This window comes from Streptomyces griseoaurantiacus (assembly GCF_036189845.1).
Taxonomy (GTDB): Bacteria; Actinomycetota; Actinomycetes; order Streptomycetales; family Streptomycetaceae; genus Streptomyces; species Streptomyces griseoaurantiacus.
The window spans coordinates 2,947,496-2,963,578 of the sequence record NZ_CP108326.1 but is presented as its reverse complement, the minus strand read 5'-3'; the positions used below and the strand labels follow the sequence as shown (position 1 = coordinate 2,963,578).

Here is a 16,083-nt window from a genome sequence, read left to right as displayed (position 1 = left end):
CACCGCGGGCGCCCTCGTGAGCGAGCGGCGCCCGTGGGCGGCGTCGTACGTACGTCCCCGTACCCGGTCCCGTACCGTGTGCGGGGACGTACGCATGAGACGGCAGGCGTGAGCGCGACGGGAGGCGGAGGACATGGCCGCGAAGGACCGGGACCGGTTCTCGACCGCGACCAGGCTGCGGCTGCTCGGTGAGCAGACGGCCGCCCGGGTCTACCGTTCGCAGACCCGGCGCCAGGCCCGCCGCTCCCGGCTCACCGGCCGCGCGGCCCTGCTCGCCCTGGTGCTGTGCACGATGATCGTGGCGCTCGCCTACCCGATGCGGCAGTACGTCTCCCAGCGGGCCCGGATCGCCGACGAGGAACGCGAGCAGCGGCAGGCCCGCGAGCGGGTGGAGCAACTGCGCGACCTCAAGGCCCGCTGGCAGGACGACGCCTACGCGGAACAGCAGATCCGGCTGCGGCTGCACTACGTGATGCCGGGGGAGACCGGCTACGTCGTCGCCGAGCCCGGCGCCGCCACCCGTACCCGCTCCGAGGGCGGAACGGCGGCGCGCCCCTGGTACGCCAACCTGTGGGACGGCGTCGACCGGGCGGACGCGGCCGTACGCCGGTGAGACAGTACGGTTCTCGTACGGCAAGAAACCGGCGCCGGGCCCCTCGGGCCCGCGCCGCCACGGACAGAGAGACTCTCGTACGCGCATGGAAACCCCTCCGCCGACCACCCCGCGCACCGGGCCCACCGATGCCGACGTCGAGGCCTTCCGGCAGCAGCTCGGCCGGCCGCCGCGCGGGCTGCGCGCGATCGCGCACCGGTGCCCGTGCGGGCAGCCCGACGTGGTCGAGACGGCACCGCGGCTGCCCGACGGCACGCCGTTCCCGACGCTGTACTACCTGACGTGCCCGCGGGCGAACTCCGCGATCGGCACGCTGGAGGCGAACGGTGTCATGAAGGAGATGACCGAACGCCTCGCCGAGGATCCGGAGCTGGCCGCGGCCTACCGCGCCGCCCACGAGGACTACCTGCGGCGCCGGGACGAGATCGAGGAGCTGAAGGGCTTCCCGAGCGCGGGCGGCATGCCCGACCGGGTGAAGTGCCTGCACGTCCTCGTGGCGCACGCGCTGGCCGCCGGTCCCGGCGTCAACCCGCTGGGCGACGAGGCGCTCGCGATGCTGCCGCAGTGGTGGCGCAAGGGAGCGTGCGTGACGGTCCCGGACGCGTGCGAGAAGGACGAGAAGAACGCAGGGCACGCGAAGAACGCAGCGCACGAGGAGCACGCCGAATGACCAGGGTCGCCGCCGTCGACTGCGGTACCAACTCGATCCGCCTCCTCGTCGCCGACGTGGACCCGGCCACCGGTGAACTCACCGACCTGGAACGGCGCATGACGATCGTGCGGCTCGGCCAGGGCGTCGACCGCACCGGCCGGCTCGCCCCGGAGGCACTGGAGCGGACCTTCGCCGCCTGCCGCGAGTACGCGGCGGTGATCGAGAAGCACGGCGCCGAGCGGGTGCGCTTCGTGGCCACCTCCGCCTCGCGTGACGCCGAGAACCGCGAGGAGTTCGTGCGCGGGGTGGTGGACATCCTCGGCGTCGAGCCGGAGGTCATCTCCGGCGACCAGGAGGCCGAGTTCTCGTTCACCGGGGCCACCAAGGAGCTCACCGGCGGCACGGGCGGCGCCGGCTTCGCGAAGCCCTACCTCGTGGTGGACATCGGCGGCGGCTCCACCGAGTTCGTCGTCGGCGGGGACCGGGTGAGCGCCGCGCGCTCGGTGGACATCGGCTGCGTGCGGATGACCGAACGGCACCTCGTGGTCGACGGCGCCGTCACCGACCCGCCCACCGAGGAGCGGATCCGGGCCATGCGGGCCGACATCGAGGCCGCGCTGGACCTCGCCGAGCAGGCGGTCCCGCTGCGCGAGGCGCGCACGCTGGTGGGCCTCGCGGGCTCCGTCACGACCGTCTCCGCGATCGCCCAGGACCTGCCCGCCTACGACTCGGAGGCCATCCACCACTCCCGCGTCACCCGGGACCGGGTGCGTGAGGTCACCGAGCGCCTCCTGCGCTCCACCCACGCCGAGCGGGCGGCCATCGGCTCCCTGCACCCCGGCCGCGTGGACGTCATCGGCGCCGGCGCCCTCGTCCTCCTGGCGATCATGGAACGCGTCGACGCCCAGGAGGTCGTCGTCAGCGAGCACGACATCCTCGACGGGATCGCCTGGTCGATCGCCGGCTGAGACGCGATCAGGTGCGGACGGGGGCCGGCGCGGGTCGGTGGAGTGGTCGGGCGGCCGGTCGGGGTGTGGCAAAATGCGGCGCTTTTCCCTTTTGTGTCGTTTGGCGTGCTCCAGGGTGGTGAACTCGGCAGGGGAATCGCTCCGAAAGGAGGGTGACCCAACATGATCACCAGAGAACAGATCCCGACCGTCCTGGACCACCCGGTCTTCGACGACGGTGGTAACAAAATCGGCGAGGCCGCGCACGTCTTCCTCGACGACGCCACCGGGCGCCCGGAGTGGGTGACCGTGAAGACGGGCTGGTTCGGCAGCAGCGAGTCCTTCGTGCCCATCCGTGACGCCTCGATGGTCGCCGACCACATCGAGGTCCCGTTCGCCAAGGGCAAGGTCAAGGGCGCGCCGCACGTCGATGTGGACGCCGGTGGTCATCTGTCCGTGGACGAGGAACACCGGCTGTACGACTACTACGGGGTCCCGTGGGACGAGCCCACGTCCCGCACCGGCCGGGCGCCGGGCGACGCGGCGGGCACCACCGGTACCGCCGGCGGAGCGGGAACCGCCGGTGCGGCGGGCGCGGCCGGTACAGCGGGCACAGCGGGCACAGCGGGCACGGCGGGAACGGCGGGAACGGCGGGAACGGCGGGAACGCAGGGTGCCGCGGGCGCGGCGGCCGGCGGAGCCGCCGGAGGCGCCGCGGCCGGGCGTTCCGCGACGCCGGGACGCGCGGGGACACCCGGGCGCGCCGAGTCCCCGGGGCGCACCCCGACGGCCGGGCGGCGGGCCGGGGCCGACGACCGGTTCCGGCACGGGGACGACGCCATGACGCGCTCCGAGGAGCGCATGCACGTCGGCGTCGAGCGCCGCGAGACAGGCAGGGCACGGCTGCGCAAGTACGTGGTCACCGAGGACGTGGAGCAGACCGTGCCGCTGCGCCACGAGGAGGTGCGGATCGAGCGGGAGCCGATCACGGACGCCAACCGCGGTGACGCGGTCAGGGGCCCGGAGATCAGCGAGGCCGAGTACGAGCTGACACTCCACGCGGAACGCCCGGTGGTGGAGACCGAGGCCGTGCCCGTCGAACGGGTCCGGCTGACCACCGAGGAGCACACCGAGCAGGAGACCGTCCACGGGCGCGTCCGCAAGGAGCGCATCGAGGGCGAGACGGAGCGGATCGAGTCCGACCGGGACCGCGGGGACGAGGGCGGGATCCGCTGACCGTCCGGGTCCACGGACGTCCCCGCGCACCCCGGCGAGGGGTGCGCGGGGAGGGTCCGGTCGGGGGCCGGGGCGCCGCCCCCGAGGGGCGGTGCCGTGGCTGGTGAGGTGGCTACCAGGGCCCTCCCGCGGCCTTCGCGGGGCCCTCGCGGGGCGTGTCGGCGGAGTGCCGCCGACAAAGTTCGTGAAGTTCTTCACAAGGAATTCGGCCCGGGTGGGGGATACCGGAGTGCGCAAGGGCCGTTCGGGTGGCTCACCCGGCCGAAGGTCCCGCTCGGGCGAGCACGTCGAAGGGGGCCCACCGGCATGTCGCAGCACCCCGGTTCACCCCGTGCGGAGGATCAAGTGGCTGCTCACGGGCCCTTGACAACGACCGCCGGTACTCGGTGGTTCCCGATCCGGATCATGGTATGGGTCACGTGGGCGGCGCAGTGTAGCAGAGACCCCGGGCAAGCTTGTGAAGGGGCGCACGAGCGACCCCCCATGGGCGGGTGGATACTCGATGGCATGAGCACCACGGAGCGTCCCAGGATCCTCGTAGTAGGCGGTGGGTACGTAGGCCTGTACGCAGCTCGGCGCATTCTCAAGAAGATGCGCTACGGCGAGGCGACCGTCACGGTCGTCGACCCCCGGTCGTACATGACCTACCAGCCCTTCCTCCCCGAAGCCGCCGCCGGCAGCATCTCCCCCCGGCACGTCGTCGTCCCGTTGCGGCGCGAACTGCCGAAGGAAGCGGAGGTGCTCACCGGTCGGGTCACCAACATCGACCAGGACCGCAAGGTCGCCTCGATCTCCCCGCTCGTGGGCGAGGCGTACGAGCTGCCGTTCGACTACCTGGTCATCGCGCTCGGCGCGGTCTCCCGCACCTTCCCGATCCCCGGCCTCGCCGAGCAGGGCATCGGCATGAAGGGCGTCGAGGAGGCCATCGGCCTGCGCAACCACGTCCTCGAGCAGCTCGACAAGGCCGACTCGACCACCGACGAGGAGGTCCGCCGCAAGGCGCTCACCTTCGTCTTCGTCGGCGGTGGCTTCGCCGGCGCCGAGACCATCGGTGAGGTCGAGGACATGGCCCGGGACGCGGCCAAGTACTACCGCAACGTCTCCCGCGAGGACATGCGGTTCATCCTCGTCGACGCCGCGGACAAGATCCTCCCCGAGGTGGGCCCCAAGCTCGGCCAGTACGGCAAGGAGCACCTGGAGGGCCGCGGGGTCGAGGTCTACCTCTCCACGTCGATGGACTCCTGCGTCGACGGCCACGTGGTGCTGAAGAACGGGCTGGAGGTCGACTCGAACACCATCGTGTGGACCGCGGGCGTCAAGCCCAACCCGGCGCTGTCCCGCTTCGGTCTGCCCCTCGGCCCGCGCGGTCACGTCGACTGCGAGACCACCCTGCAGGTCAAGGGCACGGACTACATCTGGGCCGCGGGCGACAACGCCCAGGTGCCGGACCTCGTCGGCCGCAAGGCGGGCAACGAGAACGCCTGGTGCCCGCCGAACGCGCAGCACGCGCTGCGGCAGGCCAAGGTCCTCGGCGACAACGTGATCTCCGGCATGCGGGGCTTCCCGCAGAAGGACTACGAGCACGCCAACAAGGGCGCGGTCGCGGGCCTGGGCCTCCACAAGGGCGTCGCGATGATCGTCGTGGGCAAGGTGAAGATCAAGCTGCGCGGCCGCCTGGCCTGGTACATGCACCGCGGCTACCACGGCATGGCGATGCCCACCTTCAACCGCAAGATCCGCGTCTTCTCCGACTGGACCCTCGGCATGTTCCTCAAGCGCGAGGTCGTGTCCCTGGGCGCCATGGAGACGCCGCGCGAGGAGTTCTACGAGGCCGCCAAGCCGGCCCCGGTGGCCGCCGCCGCGAAGACGGAGGAGAAGGCCAAGGCGTCCTGACGCCGGGTCACTCCCCGAAGGGTCACTCCCGCGAAGGGGCCGTCCGCCATCCGTGGTGCGGACGGCCCCTTCGCCGTGTCCGGAGCCCGTCGCCCGCACGACGCGGTGCGGCAGTCCGGTGGGGGTGGGGGCCGGGTGGCGGTCAGGAGAGGCGGGTGGTGGTGATGCCGCCGTCGACGTGAAGGGTGGTCCCGTGGATCATGCGGGCCTCGCCGGAGGCGAGGAAGGCCACGGCGTGGGCGATGTCCTCGGGGGCGACCGGTGTCCCGGCCGGAGTCCCGGCGGCCATCCGCTCGATCACCTGGCGCGCGGCCTCGTTCCCCGGGGTCCGCGTCACCCCGGGCGCGACGGCGTTGACGCGCACGCCGCGCGGCCCGAACTCGGCGGCCCAGGCCCGTGTCATCTGCTCGTCGGCGGCCTTCGTCGCGGTGTAGGCAGCGGCGTAGGGGCTCCCCACGGAGGCCATCCAGGAGCCGATGTTCACGATCACGCCGCCTCCCCGCTCGGCCATGGCCGGGGCCATCCGCCCGACCAGCACATGGGGCGCGCGGATGTTGAGGGCGAGCATCGCGTCGAGGGCGGCGTCGGGGAGGTCCGGCGTGGTGGTGGCCGGGTAGATGCCGGCGTTGTTGACGAGGATGTCCACCCGTCCTCCCGCGGCGGCCGTCGCCCGGGCGGCGAAGGCGCGCACCGACTCGCTGTCACCGGAGAGGTCGGCGGGGACGAACTCGGCCCTGCCGCCGGCCTCCCGGATGCGGCCCACCGTCCGCTCGCCCCGCCGCGCGTCGCGTCCGCTGACGATGACGTGCGCGCCGCGGCCGGCGAGCAGCTCGGCGATGGCGGCGCCGATGCCGCTGGTGGAACCGGTCACGACCGCGCTGCGGCCGTGGAAGGGGGCGGAGGGGGCCGGAGTGCCGGTCTCTGAGGAAGTCATGGCGTCATTGCACAGGCGCCGCGGTGCGCCTGCCAGCGCGAGCGCTGCCTGGGCACGCCATGACCAGGCAGGACGGCGACGGGCGGCCGTACCGTGGGGGCATGGGTGCTGACCGCTCCGCCTTCGGCGCGTTCCTGCGGGCCCGCCGGGACCGGCTCACTCCCGGCCAGGCCGGCATCGAGGCGTTCCCCGGTCCACGGCGCGTGCCCGGCCTGCGCCGGGAGGAACTGGCCATGCTGGCGGGCCTGAGCACCGACCACTACAGCCGGCTGGAACAGGGCCGGCAGGCGACGGTCTCGGAGTCCGTGCTCGCCGCGCTGACGCGGGCCCTGCGGCTGAACGAGGTGGAGGCCGCGCACCTGCGCGACCTCGCGGCGCCCGCGTCCCGGGCCCGCCGGACGGCCCCGGAGGTGCAGCACCCCGACCCGGGACTGCTGCGCCTGGCCGCGACCCTGGACCACGTCCCGGTGCTGCTCCTCGGCCGGCGTGCCGAGGTCCTCGCGCACAACGCGTTGCTGCGGGCGGTTCTCGGGCGCGCTCCGGCGCTTGGCTCCTCCTTCACGCACTACCTGTTCCGCGACCCGCTGGCCCGGGAGCGCATCGTCAACTGGGCCGAGTTCGGCGCCCGGTCGGTCGCCGCGATGCGCAGGGAGGCCGGCAGACGACCGGAGGACCGGCGGCTCCTGGCCGAGGTGGACGACCTGCGGCGCACCGACCCGGACGTCGCCCGCTGGTGGGACGACCACACCGTGCGGGACTACGCCTCGGTGGCCAAGCGCATCGCCCATCCCGAGGCCGGCCTCCTCGACTTCCACATCGAGATCGTCACCGCACCCCACGCCCCCGACCAGCACCTCGTCGTGTACACCGCCGAGCCCGGCTCCTCCACGGCCCGGATGCTCCCGCTCCTGGCCAGCTGGGCCGCCCCGGCGGACACCCCGACGGGACCGCGGGACCGACCACGGGACTGACTGCGGGACTGACTGCGGGGGTTACGTCGACGGCATGTGTCGCGATGTCCGCGAGGAACCGTCCTCCGGAGTCCGCGGCACGGCATGAGTGGTGCCCGGAGCCGGACTTGAACCGGCACGCCCGCGTAGGGGCAGCGAGGTTTAAGCTCGCCGTGTCTGCATTCCACCATCCGGGCAGGCCATGGGCTCCGCATCGAGCACTCCGAGCCTATCGGGACGCGTCACTCGAACAGCGGCCGGGCAAGGCCATGTTGTCTTATTTTATTGGCGCCTGAGGGTGCATCAGCACCCGGTACAGGCCATCCGCACTTGCCACCAGCCTTGTCGGCGGGCGCCGGCGACGTATACGGAATGACGTAATTTCACCGCCGCGAGGGACAGGCGCATCGAGCCGCGTCACCCTTCGTCGACAGGGTGGCCAACCGCTTTCTCAGGGGCGGGGTCATTCTGAGGTAGGAGACCGGCGCCCCGGGTCAAACCACAGAGGGCCACGAGAACCGGACGGGCGGGGGACTACAGGGAGCCGGGCGGCACGGAGCATGGAGTACGTACCCCTGCAGCCTTCCGACAGGAGCACCCTCCCGTGACCACCTTCCCCCTCGCCGCCCGTGCCACCGAGGTGGCCGCCCGCGCCACCGAACTGTCGAAGGTCTACGGGCAGGGAGAGACCCAGGTGGTCGCCCTGGACCGGGTGACCGTCGACTTCGAACAGGCGCGGTTCACCGCCATCATGGGCCCCTCCGGGTCCGGCAAGTCGACGCTCATGCACTGCGTCGCCGGACTGGACTCCTTCAGCAGCGGTTCCGTGCGCATCGGCGACACCGAACTGGGCGCCCTCAAGGACAAGCAGCTCACCAGGCTGCGCCGGGACAAGATCGGGTTCATCTTCCAGGCGTTCAACCTGCTCCCCACGCTCAGCGCGCTGGAGAACATCACGCTGCCGATGGACATCGCGGGCCGCAAGCCCGACAAGGAGTGGCTGAACCGGGTCATCGACATGGTCGGCCTGTCCGGCCGGCTCTCGCACCGCCCCAGCCAGCTCTCCGGCGGCCAGCAGCAGCGCGTCGCGGTGGCCCGGGCGCTGGCCTCCCAGCCGGAGATCATCTTCGGCGACGAGCCCACCGGCAACCTCGACTCCCGCTCGGGCGCCGAGGTGCTGGGCTTCCTGCGCAACTCCGTGCGCGAGATGGGCCAGACGGTCGTCATGGTCACGCACGACCCGGTGGCGGCCGCCTACGCGGACCGGGTGGTCTTCCTGGCGGACGGCCGCATCGTCGACGAGATGCGGGAGCCGAGCGCCGACGCGGTGCTGGACCGCATGAAGCGGTTCGACGTCAAGGGCCGCACGAGCTGAGCCCCGAGCCGGGCCCCCGCGCCCATCCCGCGCGGTGACACCCCGCCGCCCGCGGTGACGCCCCACCGCCCCGCGGTGACATCCCGCCGCCCCGCGGTGGTCTCCCACCGCCCCGCCCTCGCCTCGCCCCTCTTACTGGACTGAGTAGCCCCATGTTCCGTACCGCCCTGCGCAACGTGTTCGCGCACAAGGCCCGGTTGCTGATGACCGTGCTCGCCGTGATGCTCGGCGTCGCCTTCGTCTCCGGCACCCTCGTCTTCACCAACACCATCACGGACGCCTATCAGAAGAGCTCCGCCAAGGGCTTCGACCACGTCGACGTCGCCGTCCGGGCCGAGGGGCGCGAGGACACCGGCGACACCCTCGCCGAGCAGCCCGAGCTGACCCAGGCGCTGCTGAAGAAGGCCGAGGGCGTGAGCGGCGCGCGTTCCGCGATCGGCGTCGTCAGCGGGTTCACCGCCCTCGCCGACAAGGACGGCGACCTCGTCGGCAACGGCTTCCAGTCCCAGGGCGGCAACTACTGGGGCACCCACGACCCCCGCTACCCGGTGACCGAGGGGCGCGCCCCGCACGGGGAGAACGAGGTCCTCCTCGACTCCGAGACCGCCCGCAGGACCGGCTACCACGTCGGCGACACCGTGCGGATGTCGGTCGACGGTCCCGTCCTCAGCCCCCGCGTCACCGGCATCTTCACCACCGACGACGGCAACGTCGCCGCGGGCGGCAGCCTCGTCCTGTTCGACACGCCCACCGCCCAGCACCTCCTCGGCAAGCCCGGCACCTACGACGAGATCGACGTCGAGGCCGCGGCCGGCACCAGCCAGCGGGAGCTGCGCGCCGCCCTCGGCAAGGCGCTGCCCGCCGACGCCGTCGAGACCACCACCGGCCGGCAGCTCGCCGACGACCAGGCCGAGGCGATCGCCGCCTCCATGAGCGGACTCAAGCAGGGCCTGCTGGTCTTCGCCGGGATCGCGTTGTTCGTCGGCACGTTCATCATCGCCAACACCTTCACCATGCTGGTCGCCCAGCGCACCAAGGAACTGGCGCTGCTGCGCGCGGTCGGCGCCTCCCGCCGGCAGGTCACCCGCTCGGTGCTGATCGAGGCGTTCGTCGTCGGACTGGCCGCCGCCCTCAGCGGGCTGCTCCTCGGGATCGGCATCGGCGCCGGGCTGCGCGCCCTGATCGGCACGTTCGGTGCGTCCGTGCCCGACGGCCCGCTGGTGGTCACCGCCGGCACGGTCGGGGCGGCGCTCGCCGTCGGCGTCGTCGTCACGATGCTCGCCGCCTGGCTGCCGGGCCGCCGCGCCGCGAAGATCCCGCCGGTGGCCGCGATGAACAGCCTGCACGCCAAGGCCACCACCAAGTCCCTCGTGGTCCGCAACACCCTCGGCTCGCTGCTCGCCGGGGCGGGTGTCGCGGCCGTGCTCTACGCGACCACCCTGAGCGGCTCCGAGGGCAGGGCCCCCATGGGCTTCGGCGCGGTCCTGCTGGTGATCGGCGTCTTCGTGCTCACCCCGCTGCTGTCCCGCCCGCTGATCGCCGCCTCGGCCCCGGTGCTGCGGATCTTCGGGATGTCCGGGAAGCTGGCCCGCCAGAACTCGGTGCGCAACCCGCGCCGCACCGCCGCCACCGCCTCCGCGCTGATGATCGGACTGACCCTCATCACCGGTCTGACGGTGATCGCGGGCAGCCTGCAGGGCGCGATCGACCGGATGGCCGCCTCCTCGATCCGCGCGGACTACGTCGTCTCCATGGCCAACGGCGGCCCGCTCTCCCCGAAGGTCGCCGAGCAGCTCGCGGCGACGGACGGCGTCACCGCCCTCAGCCCGCTGCGCAACGCCCCCGCCCGCATCAACGGCGAGACCGAGAACGTCACCGGCGTCGACGGCGCCGACATCGGCAGGCTCACCGCCCCCACGATGGACGGCGGCAGCTTCCGGGTGGAGGGCACCCGGATCGTCGTCGACGACGACATGGCGAAGGACCAGGGCTGGAAGGTCGGCTCCCGCTTCACCGCCGCCTTCGAGGACGGGGCCAGGAAGACGCTGACGGTGGCCGGTGTCTACCAGGGCAACGAGATGGTCCGCGGCATCATGGTCGACAACGCCACCCTGACCCCGCACCTGGACGACGTGTCCGACATGCAGGTCATGGTGAGCACCTCGGGCGGCGCCTCGGAGAAGACCAAGGACCGGCTGGAGAAGGCGCTCGGCAACAACCCCGGCATCTCCGTGCAGGACAAGCAGGACATCTCCGACAGCATCGCGCAGATCTTCACGCTGATGCTGAACATGCTCTACGGGCTGCTCGCGATGGCCGTGATCGTCGCCGTCCTCGGCGTCGTCAACACCCTGGCCATGTCCGTCTTCGAACGGGCGCAGGAGATCGGCATGCTGCGCGCCATCGGTCTCGACCGCCGGGGCATCAAGCGCATGGTCCGGCTGGAGTCGCTGGTCATCGCGCTCTTCGGCGGGGTGCTCGGCATCGGGCTCGGCGTGTTCTTCGGCTGGGCGGCCGGCGAGCTGTTCAGCTCCAGTCTGCCGACGTACGAACTGGCCCTGCCCTGGGCGCGGATGGCGCTCTTCCTGCTGCTGGCGGGACTGGTCGGCGTCCTGGCCGCGCTGTGGCCGGCCCGCCGGGCGGCCCGTCTGAACATGCTGACGGCGATCAAGTCGGAGTGAGAGCGGGGGAGCCCCCCCCCGTCCACGGCGAAGGCCGCCCCGGCACCCCCGGGGCGGCCTTCGCCGTCGTGCCGTCGTGCCGCTCCGCTCAGTTCCAGGTGCGGGCCCGCAGGGGCACGCCCGCGTCGCCGGACTCGGGGGTGCGCACGGCGAGGACCTGGTTGACGCCGATGCGGTTGCGCTCGAAGGCCAGCGCGGAGGCGGCCATGTACAGCCGCCAGACACGGGCCCGGCCGGGGCTGGTGAGCCCCTTGGCCCGCACCCACTGGGCCTCCAGGTTGGCCACCCAGCGGCGCAGCGTGAGGGCGTAGTGCTCCCGCAGCGACTCCACGTCGCGGACTTCGAAGCCGGCCCGTTCGAGCTGGGTCACGGTGGTGCCGATCGGGGCGAGTTCGCCGTCGGGGAAGACGTAGGCGTCGATGAACTCGTCGATGTCGTACGCCGACTCGTCCCGCAGCGGCCGCCGGGCGATCTGGTGGTTCAGCAGCCGTCCGCCCGGCTTGAGCAGGGAGTGCAGTTCCTGGGCGTACCTCAGGTACTGCTGGGTGCCCACGTGTTCGGCCATGCCGATGGAGGAAATGGCGTCGTAGGGGCCGTCGTCGACGTCCCGGTAGTCCTGGACGCGGATCTCGACGCGGTCGGTGAGGCCCTCGTCGGCGACGCGCTTGCGGGCGTAGGCGGCCTGCTCCTGGGAGAGGGTGATGCCGACGACGCGCACGCCGTGCTCGCGGGCGGCGTGGATGGCCATCGAGCCCCAGCCGCAGCCGACGTCGAGCAGCCGTTCACCGGGCTTCAGGGCGAGCTTGCGGGAGACCAGTTCCAGCTTGTCGCGCTGGGCGAGTTCGAGGGTGGAGTCGGGGGACTCCCAGTAGGCACAGGAGTAGACCATGGACGGGCCGAGGACGAGTGCGTAGAAGTCGTTCCCGACGTCGTAGTGGTGGCTGATGGCGCGGCGGTCGGCGCGCCGGGTGTGCAGGTGCCCGCGGGCTCTGCGGACCTCCTCGCGGGGCGGCGCGGGCGGCGGCAGCGGCCCGGCGAGCGCGAACAGGCCCCGGGCGGCGGCGCGGAACTCGGGGTCGCGCAGCGCCTGTGCGAGCGTACGGGCGTCCTCGCCGCGTTCCCAGATGAGGCCGGAGAGCAGGCCGAGCGCGGTGTAGAGGTCGCCGTCGATGCCGAGGTCGCCGGAGACCCAGGCGCGGGCGAGGCCCAGTTCGCCGGGCTTCCACAGCAGCCGGCGCAGGGCGCGGCGGTTGCGGACGACGAGGGCGGGGGCGCCGGGCGGGCCCGCCTCGGAGCCGTCCCAGGCGCGGATGCGGATGGGGAGCGGGGCGGCGAGCAGTTGTTCGATGAGGCCCTTCAGCCGCGACGCGGCGTCTGCCATGGCGTGCACCTCCGTGCATCCGGTCCCGGATTGACGACACAACGTAAACACCGGCGGGGCCCGAGCACACTCCCGCTTCGGGGTTACGTCTCGGCAAAATACGTGTAGCGGCCATGATTCCGGTTCCTCGGTGGCGCACGCGTGTCCGGGGCATTGACATGGGCGCGTGCCGCGCCGGACACTCAGGGTGCCAGTGAAGAGATTTTCACCACGCGAACAAATGACGTCGGCGAACATCGCCCCGCACCCCCCGGAGGGAACGCCCGATGCGCACCACCGTCGGCATCATCGGAGCCGGCCCCGCCGGCCTGCTCCTCGCCCGCCTGCTGCATCGCGCCGGCATCGCCTCGGTCGTCCTGGAGAGCCGCGACCGCGCCTACGTCGAGCAGCGCCAGCGCGCCGGCATCCTCGAACAGGGCACCGTCGACGTCCTGCGCGCCGCGGGCGCCGGCGAGCGGATGGACCGCGAGGGCCTGCGCCACGACGGCATCGAACTCCGCTTCGACGGCCGTCGCCACCGCGTGGACTTCCCCGGCCTGACCGGCGGCCGGGCGGTGACGGTCTACGCGCAGACGGAGGTCTGCAAGGACCTCGTCGCCCTCCAGCTCGAGGAGGGCGGCCCGCTGCTGTTCGAGGCGGAGGCGCTGGCCGTCGAGGGCGCCGAGACCGGCACGCCCCGCGTCCGGTTCCGGCACGAGGGCCGCGAGGACGTCCTGGAGTGCGACTACGTCGCCGGCTGCGACGGCTTCTGGGGAGTGGCCCGCAAGGCGGTGCCCGCCGCCCTGTCCCGCGTCTTCGAGCGGACGTACCCCTTCGGCTGGCTCGGCATCCTCGCCGACGTCGCCCCCTCCCACGACGAGCTGGTCTACGCCCGCCACGACCGCGGCTTCGCCCTGCTGAGCATGCGCTCGCCCACCGTCTCCCGGCTCTACCTCCAGGTCCCCACCGAGACCGACGCGGCCGACTGGAGCGACGAGGCGATCTGGGACGAGCTGGAGCGCCGCCTCGCCACCGAGGACGACTGGCGGCTGGAGCGCGGGCCCGTCACGCAGAAGTCCGTCACCCCCATGCGCAGCTTCGTCCACGAGCCCATGCGCCACGGCCGCCTCTTCCTCGCCGGTGACGCCGCCCACATCGTGCCGCCGACCGGCGCCAAGGGACTCAACCTCGCCGTCGGCGACGTCGTCACCCTCGCCCGCGCCCTCGTCCACCGGCGGGACACCGGTTCCGAGGAACTGCTCGACTCCTACTCCGAGACCTGCCTGCGCCGCGTCTGGCAGGCCGAGCGGTTCAGCTACGACATGACGACGCTGCTCCACCCGGCCCCCGGCGCCACCCCCTTCGAGGACCGCCTCCAGGTCGCCCGGCTGGACCGGATCGCCACCTCCCGCGCCGCCCGGACCGACCTCGCGGAGGCGTACACGGGCTTCCCGCTGGACTGAGGTGACGGCAGTGGCGGCCGGGGCGGCCCCACGGTCCTGTCACGGTCGTGCACCGGTCCGCGCGGGAGGCCCCGTCCGGCGCGTACGGTGGCAGCGCGGGGGAAAGATCCTCCCCAAGCAGTAGAGTCAATCTTTTGCGAAGCCATTACTCTTGAGCCAAGGCCACGCAGGGTGGCCATGGAGGAGTGAAATGAGGAGCAGCAACCCGGTCTTCTCGCGACGGGGGTTCAGCCGCGACAACGGCTACGCCGGCTTCAACACCGCGCCGCAGGCCGGGGGCCCCGCAGTCGGCACGCAGGCCAACCCCTACGCGCAGGGAAACCAGTACGCCCCGCAGGGCGGCAACCCGTACGCCCAGAACCCCTACGCGCAGCAGTACGGCCAGGCCGCGCCGCCGCAGGCCCCGGCCGCCCCCGGCCGGATGACGATGGACGACGTCGTCTCGCGCTCCGCCCTGACGCTGGGCACGGTCGCCGTCGGCGCCGCCCTCGCCTGGGCCCTGCTGCCGGTCTCCACCACCAGCTACGGCCTGGCGATCGGCGCCGCGCTCATCGCCTTCGTCCTGGCGATGGTGCAGTCCTTCAAGCGCAAGGCCTCGCCCGCGCTGATCCTCGGGTACGCCGCCTTCGAGGGCGTCTTCCTCGGGGTCTTCAGCGAGATGTTCAACTCGCGCTGGAGCGGTGCCCCGTTCCAGGCGGTGCTCGGCACCATGGCGGTCTCCGGCGCCACCCTGCTCGTCTACCGGGCGGGCTGGATCCGGGTGACCGCGCGCTACGCCCGGATCGGCATGGCCATCGCCCTCGCCTTCATGGCGGTGCTCGCGGTCAACCTGCTGCTGGTCGTCTTCGGTGTCGCCGAGGACGGCGGGCTGCGCAGCTTCGGGCCGCTCGGCGCGATCGTCGGCATCCTCGCGATCCTGCTCGGCGCGTTCTTCCTGACGCTGGACTTCAAGCAGATCGAGGACGGCATCGCCTACGGCGCCCCGCGCGAGGAGTCCTGGCTGGCCGCGTTCGGCCTGACCATGACCCTGGTGTGGATCTACATCGAGATGCTGCGGCTGGTGGCGATCTTCAGCAGCAGCGACTGAGGCACACCGCGAGGCGCGGCGCACACCGCCGCGCCCGCGCCGAAGGGCCCCGTACGGTCACGAGGAACGACCGTACGGGGCCCTTTCGGCCTTCGGCGGTGGAGGGGAGCCGACGGCGGAACGACGGGGTCAGAGCAGTCTGCGCGCGGCCCGGCGCAGGTCGTACTCGTGGACGATCGCCTTGGCGTGGCCGTAGGCGAGATCGTGCTCACTGCGGAGCCAGCTGACCTTCTCCTCGAAACGCACGAGGGCGGGGCCTTCTTCGACGGTGCGCAACCAGTCGGCGACCTCACGACCGGTGCAGTGGGGGATACGGGCGAGCAGATTGCGATGGGTCTCCGCGGAGAAGACTTGGGACATCGGCGCCTCCGGACGCGAGCGATGAATCCGGTCCTTCAGGTCACCGTGCCCGAGCGTGCGCCCGTTGGCAACAGTCCCGTCCGGACGCGTACGCTCGCGCCGTGCTTGATACGACGCCTTTGACGCGGGCCGTGGACCACTTCGCCGACCGGCTGCGGGCCGCCCCGCAGAGCCGGCTGCAGCGCGGGGGCGCGGCCGAGGCACTGGGGCTGGCAAGGGAACTGGCACGACGTGCCCAGCTCCTGGAGGAGCCCTCCGGGACGCCCCGGGAGATGCCGGACGCGGGCATGTTCGCGGCGGCCGACCAGATCACCGTCGCCGCGCGCGATCTCGCCCTGGTCCTGGAGACCGAGGGGGCGCTGGCCGAGGCGGTGGCCCTCGTGGCGGAGGCCCAGCAGCGCGCGGGGGTGTGAGCCTCCCGGCGGGGGCCGGCACGTTCGGATGCGCGGGCCGAGGGCCGGACGTCCGGGGCGGACGTCAGAGGCCAGAGGCCGGAGGCCAGAGGCCAGGGATCAGAGGCCAGAGGCCAGGG

General features: G+C 72.5%; 14 protein-coding genes and 1 tRNA gene. 11 read left to right on the top strand and 4 right to left on the bottom strand.

Going from position 1 to position 16,083, the window contains the following annotated elements:
- The first annotated feature begins 133 nt into the window (after positions 1 to 133).
- The 5 genes from OHB09_RS13075 (at position 134) to OHB09_RS13055 (ending at position 5,341) form a co-directional block, all read left to right on the top strand.
- On the top strand, positions 134 to 613 hold the full coding sequence (locus tag OHB09_RS13075; protein WP_006143794.1) for an FtsB family cell division protein: 480 nt from the start codon (positions 134 to 136) through the stop codon (positions 611 to 613).
- A gap of 85 nt (positions 614 to 698) precedes the next feature.
- A complete protein-coding gene (locus OHB09_RS13070) occupies positions 699 to 1,283 on the top strand; it encodes a DUF501 domain-containing protein (protein WP_319351015.1) in 585 nt (194 codons plus the stop codon).
- Positions 1,280 to 2,233: a Ppx/GppA phosphatase family protein gene (locus OHB09_RS13065; protein ID WP_191892321.1), complete on the top strand. Its 954-nt coding sequence runs from the start codon at positions 1,280 to 1,282 to the stop codon at positions 2,231 to 2,233. The genes OHB09_RS13070 and OHB09_RS13065 overlap by 4 nt, the downstream gene beginning before the upstream one ends.
- Before the next feature lie 162 nt (positions 2,234 to 2,395).
- Positions 2,396 to 3,448 (top strand): PRC and DUF2382 domain-containing protein, encoded by a 1,053-nt coding sequence (locus OHB09_RS13060; protein ID WP_328922016.1) that lies wholly within the window; start codon positions 2,396 to 2,398, stop codon positions 3,446 to 3,448.
- A 507-nt stretch (positions 3,449 to 3,955) separates the two neighbouring features.
- Positions 3,956 to 5,341 (top strand): NAD(P)/FAD-dependent oxidoreductase, encoded by a 1,386-nt coding sequence (locus OHB09_RS13055; protein ID WP_093598640.1) that lies wholly within the window; start codon positions 3,956 to 3,958, stop codon positions 5,339 to 5,341.
- A 142-nt stretch (positions 5,342 to 5,483) separates the two neighbouring features.
- On the opposite strand, the gene OHB09_RS13050 is transcribed toward OHB09_RS13055, so the two are convergent.
- On the bottom strand, positions 5,484 to 6,275 hold the full coding sequence (locus OHB09_RS13050) for an SDR family NAD(P)-dependent oxidoreductase (RefSeq protein ID WP_191890607.1): 792 nt from the start codon (positions 6,273 to 6,275) through the stop codon (positions 5,484 to 5,486).
- A 101-nt stretch (positions 6,276 to 6,376) separates the two neighbouring features.
- Between OHB09_RS13050 and OHB09_RS13045 the strand changes: the two genes are divergently transcribed.
- Complete coding sequence (locus tag OHB09_RS13045; protein ID WP_328922015.1) at positions 6,377 to 7,246, top strand: helix-turn-helix transcriptional regulator; 870 nt, start codon at positions 6,377 to 6,379, stop codon at positions 7,244 to 7,246.
- Between the two features lie 89 nt (positions 7,247 to 7,335).
- Here the strand turns inward: OHB09_RS13045 and OHB09_RS13040 are convergent.
- A tRNA-Leu gene (locus tag OHB09_RS13040) sits at positions 7,336 to 7,422 on the bottom strand.
- A 407-nt stretch (positions 7,423 to 7,829) separates the two neighbouring features.
- Between OHB09_RS13040 and OHB09_RS13035 the strand changes: the two genes are divergently transcribed.
- Together OHB09_RS13035 and OHB09_RS13030 are read left to right on the top strand one after the other, a co-directional pair.
- Entirely contained in the window at positions 7,830 to 8,600 is a 771-nt protein-coding gene (locus tag OHB09_RS13035) for an ABC transporter ATP-binding protein (RefSeq protein WP_006143785.1), read from the top strand.
- A gap of 152 nt (positions 8,601 to 8,752) precedes the next feature.
- The gene (locus OHB09_RS13030; RefSeq protein WP_328922014.1) at positions 8,753 to 11,281 is read left to right on the top strand and encodes an ABC transporter permease; all 2,529 of its coding nucleotides are present in this window, start codon (positions 8,753 to 8,755) and stop codon (positions 11,279 to 11,281) included.
- 88 nt (positions 11,282 to 11,369) lie between these two features.
- On the opposite strand, the gene OHB09_RS13025 is transcribed toward OHB09_RS13030, so the two are convergent.
- Complete coding sequence (locus OHB09_RS13025) at positions 11,370 to 12,662, bottom strand: class I SAM-dependent methyltransferase (RefSeq protein WP_006143783.1); 1,293 nt, start codon at positions 12,660 to 12,662, stop codon at positions 11,370 to 11,372.
- A 266-nt stretch (positions 12,663 to 12,928) separates the two neighbouring features.
- Here OHB09_RS13025 and OHB09_RS13020 point away from each other — a divergent pair, with 266 nt between their 5' ends.
- Both OHB09_RS13020 and OHB09_RS13015 read left to right on the top strand, forming a co-directional pair.
- Positions 12,929 to 14,104 (top strand): 4-hydroxybenzoate 3-monooxygenase, encoded by a 1,176-nt coding sequence (locus OHB09_RS13020; protein ID WP_167795540.1) that lies wholly within the window; start codon positions 12,929 to 12,931, stop codon positions 14,102 to 14,104.
- 190 nt (positions 14,105 to 14,294) lie between these two features.
- Entirely contained in the window at positions 14,295 to 15,191 is an 897-nt protein-coding gene (locus tag OHB09_RS13015) for a Bax inhibitor-1/YccA family protein (protein ID WP_191855008.1), read from the top strand.
- A gap of 129 nt (positions 15,192 to 15,320) precedes the next feature.
- Here the strand turns inward: OHB09_RS13015 and OHB09_RS13010 are convergent, their stop codons facing one another.
- Entirely contained in the window at positions 15,321 to 15,551 is a 231-nt protein-coding gene (locus OHB09_RS13010; protein WP_006143779.1) for a DUF4287 domain-containing protein, read from the bottom strand.
- A 101-nt stretch (positions 15,552 to 15,652) separates the two neighbouring features.
- Here OHB09_RS13010 and OHB09_RS13005 point away from each other — a divergent pair, with 101 nt between their 5' ends.
- Entirely contained in the window at positions 15,653 to 15,964 is a 312-nt protein-coding gene (locus tag OHB09_RS13005; RefSeq protein WP_078631263.1) for a hypothetical protein, read from the top strand.
- Positions 15,965 to 16,083 lie beyond the last annotated feature (119 nt).

Coding starts and splice junctions, on each gene's coding strand:
- OHB09_RS13075 (WP_006143794.1), top strand. CDS start 134: ATGGCCGCGAAGGACCGGGACCGGTTCTCGACCGCGACCAGGCTGCGG.
- OHB09_RS13070 (WP_319351015.1), top strand. CDS start 699: ATGGAAACCCCTCCGCCGACCACCCCGCGCACCGGGCCCACCGATGCC.
- OHB09_RS13065 (WP_191892321.1), top strand. CDS start 1,280: ATGACCAGGGTCGCCGCCGTCGACTGCGGTACCAACTCGATCCGCCTC.
- OHB09_RS13060 (WP_328922016.1), top strand. CDS start 2,396: ATGATCACCAGAGAACAGATCCCGACCGTCCTGGACCACCCGGTCTTC.
- OHB09_RS13055 (WP_093598640.1), top strand. CDS start 3,956: ATGAGCACCACGGAGCGTCCCAGGATCCTCGTAGTAGGCGGTGGGTAC.
- OHB09_RS13050 (WP_191890607.1), bottom strand. CDS start 6,275: ATGACTTCCTCAGAGACCGGCACTCCGGCCCCCTCCGCCCCCTTCCAC.
- OHB09_RS13045 (WP_328922015.1), top strand. CDS start 6,377: ATGGGTGCTGACCGCTCCGCCTTCGGCGCGTTCCTGCGGGCCCGCCGG.
- OHB09_RS13030 (WP_328922014.1), top strand. CDS start 8,753: ATGTTCCGTACCGCCCTGCGCAACGTGTTCGCGCACAAGGCCCGGTTG.
- OHB09_RS13025 (WP_006143783.1), bottom strand. CDS start 12,662: ATGGCAGACGCCGCGTCGCGGCTGAAGGGCCTCATCGAACAACTGCTC.
- OHB09_RS13020 (WP_167795540.1), top strand. CDS start 12,929: ATGCGCACCACCGTCGGCATCATCGGAGCCGGCCCCGCCGGCCTGCTC.
- OHB09_RS13015 (WP_191855008.1), top strand. CDS start 14,295: ATGAGGAGCAGCAACCCGGTCTTCTCGCGACGGGGGTTCAGCCGCGAC.
- OHB09_RS13010 (WP_006143779.1), bottom strand. CDS start 15,551: ATGTCCCAAGTCTTCTCCGCGGAGACCCATCGCAATCTGCTCGCCCGT.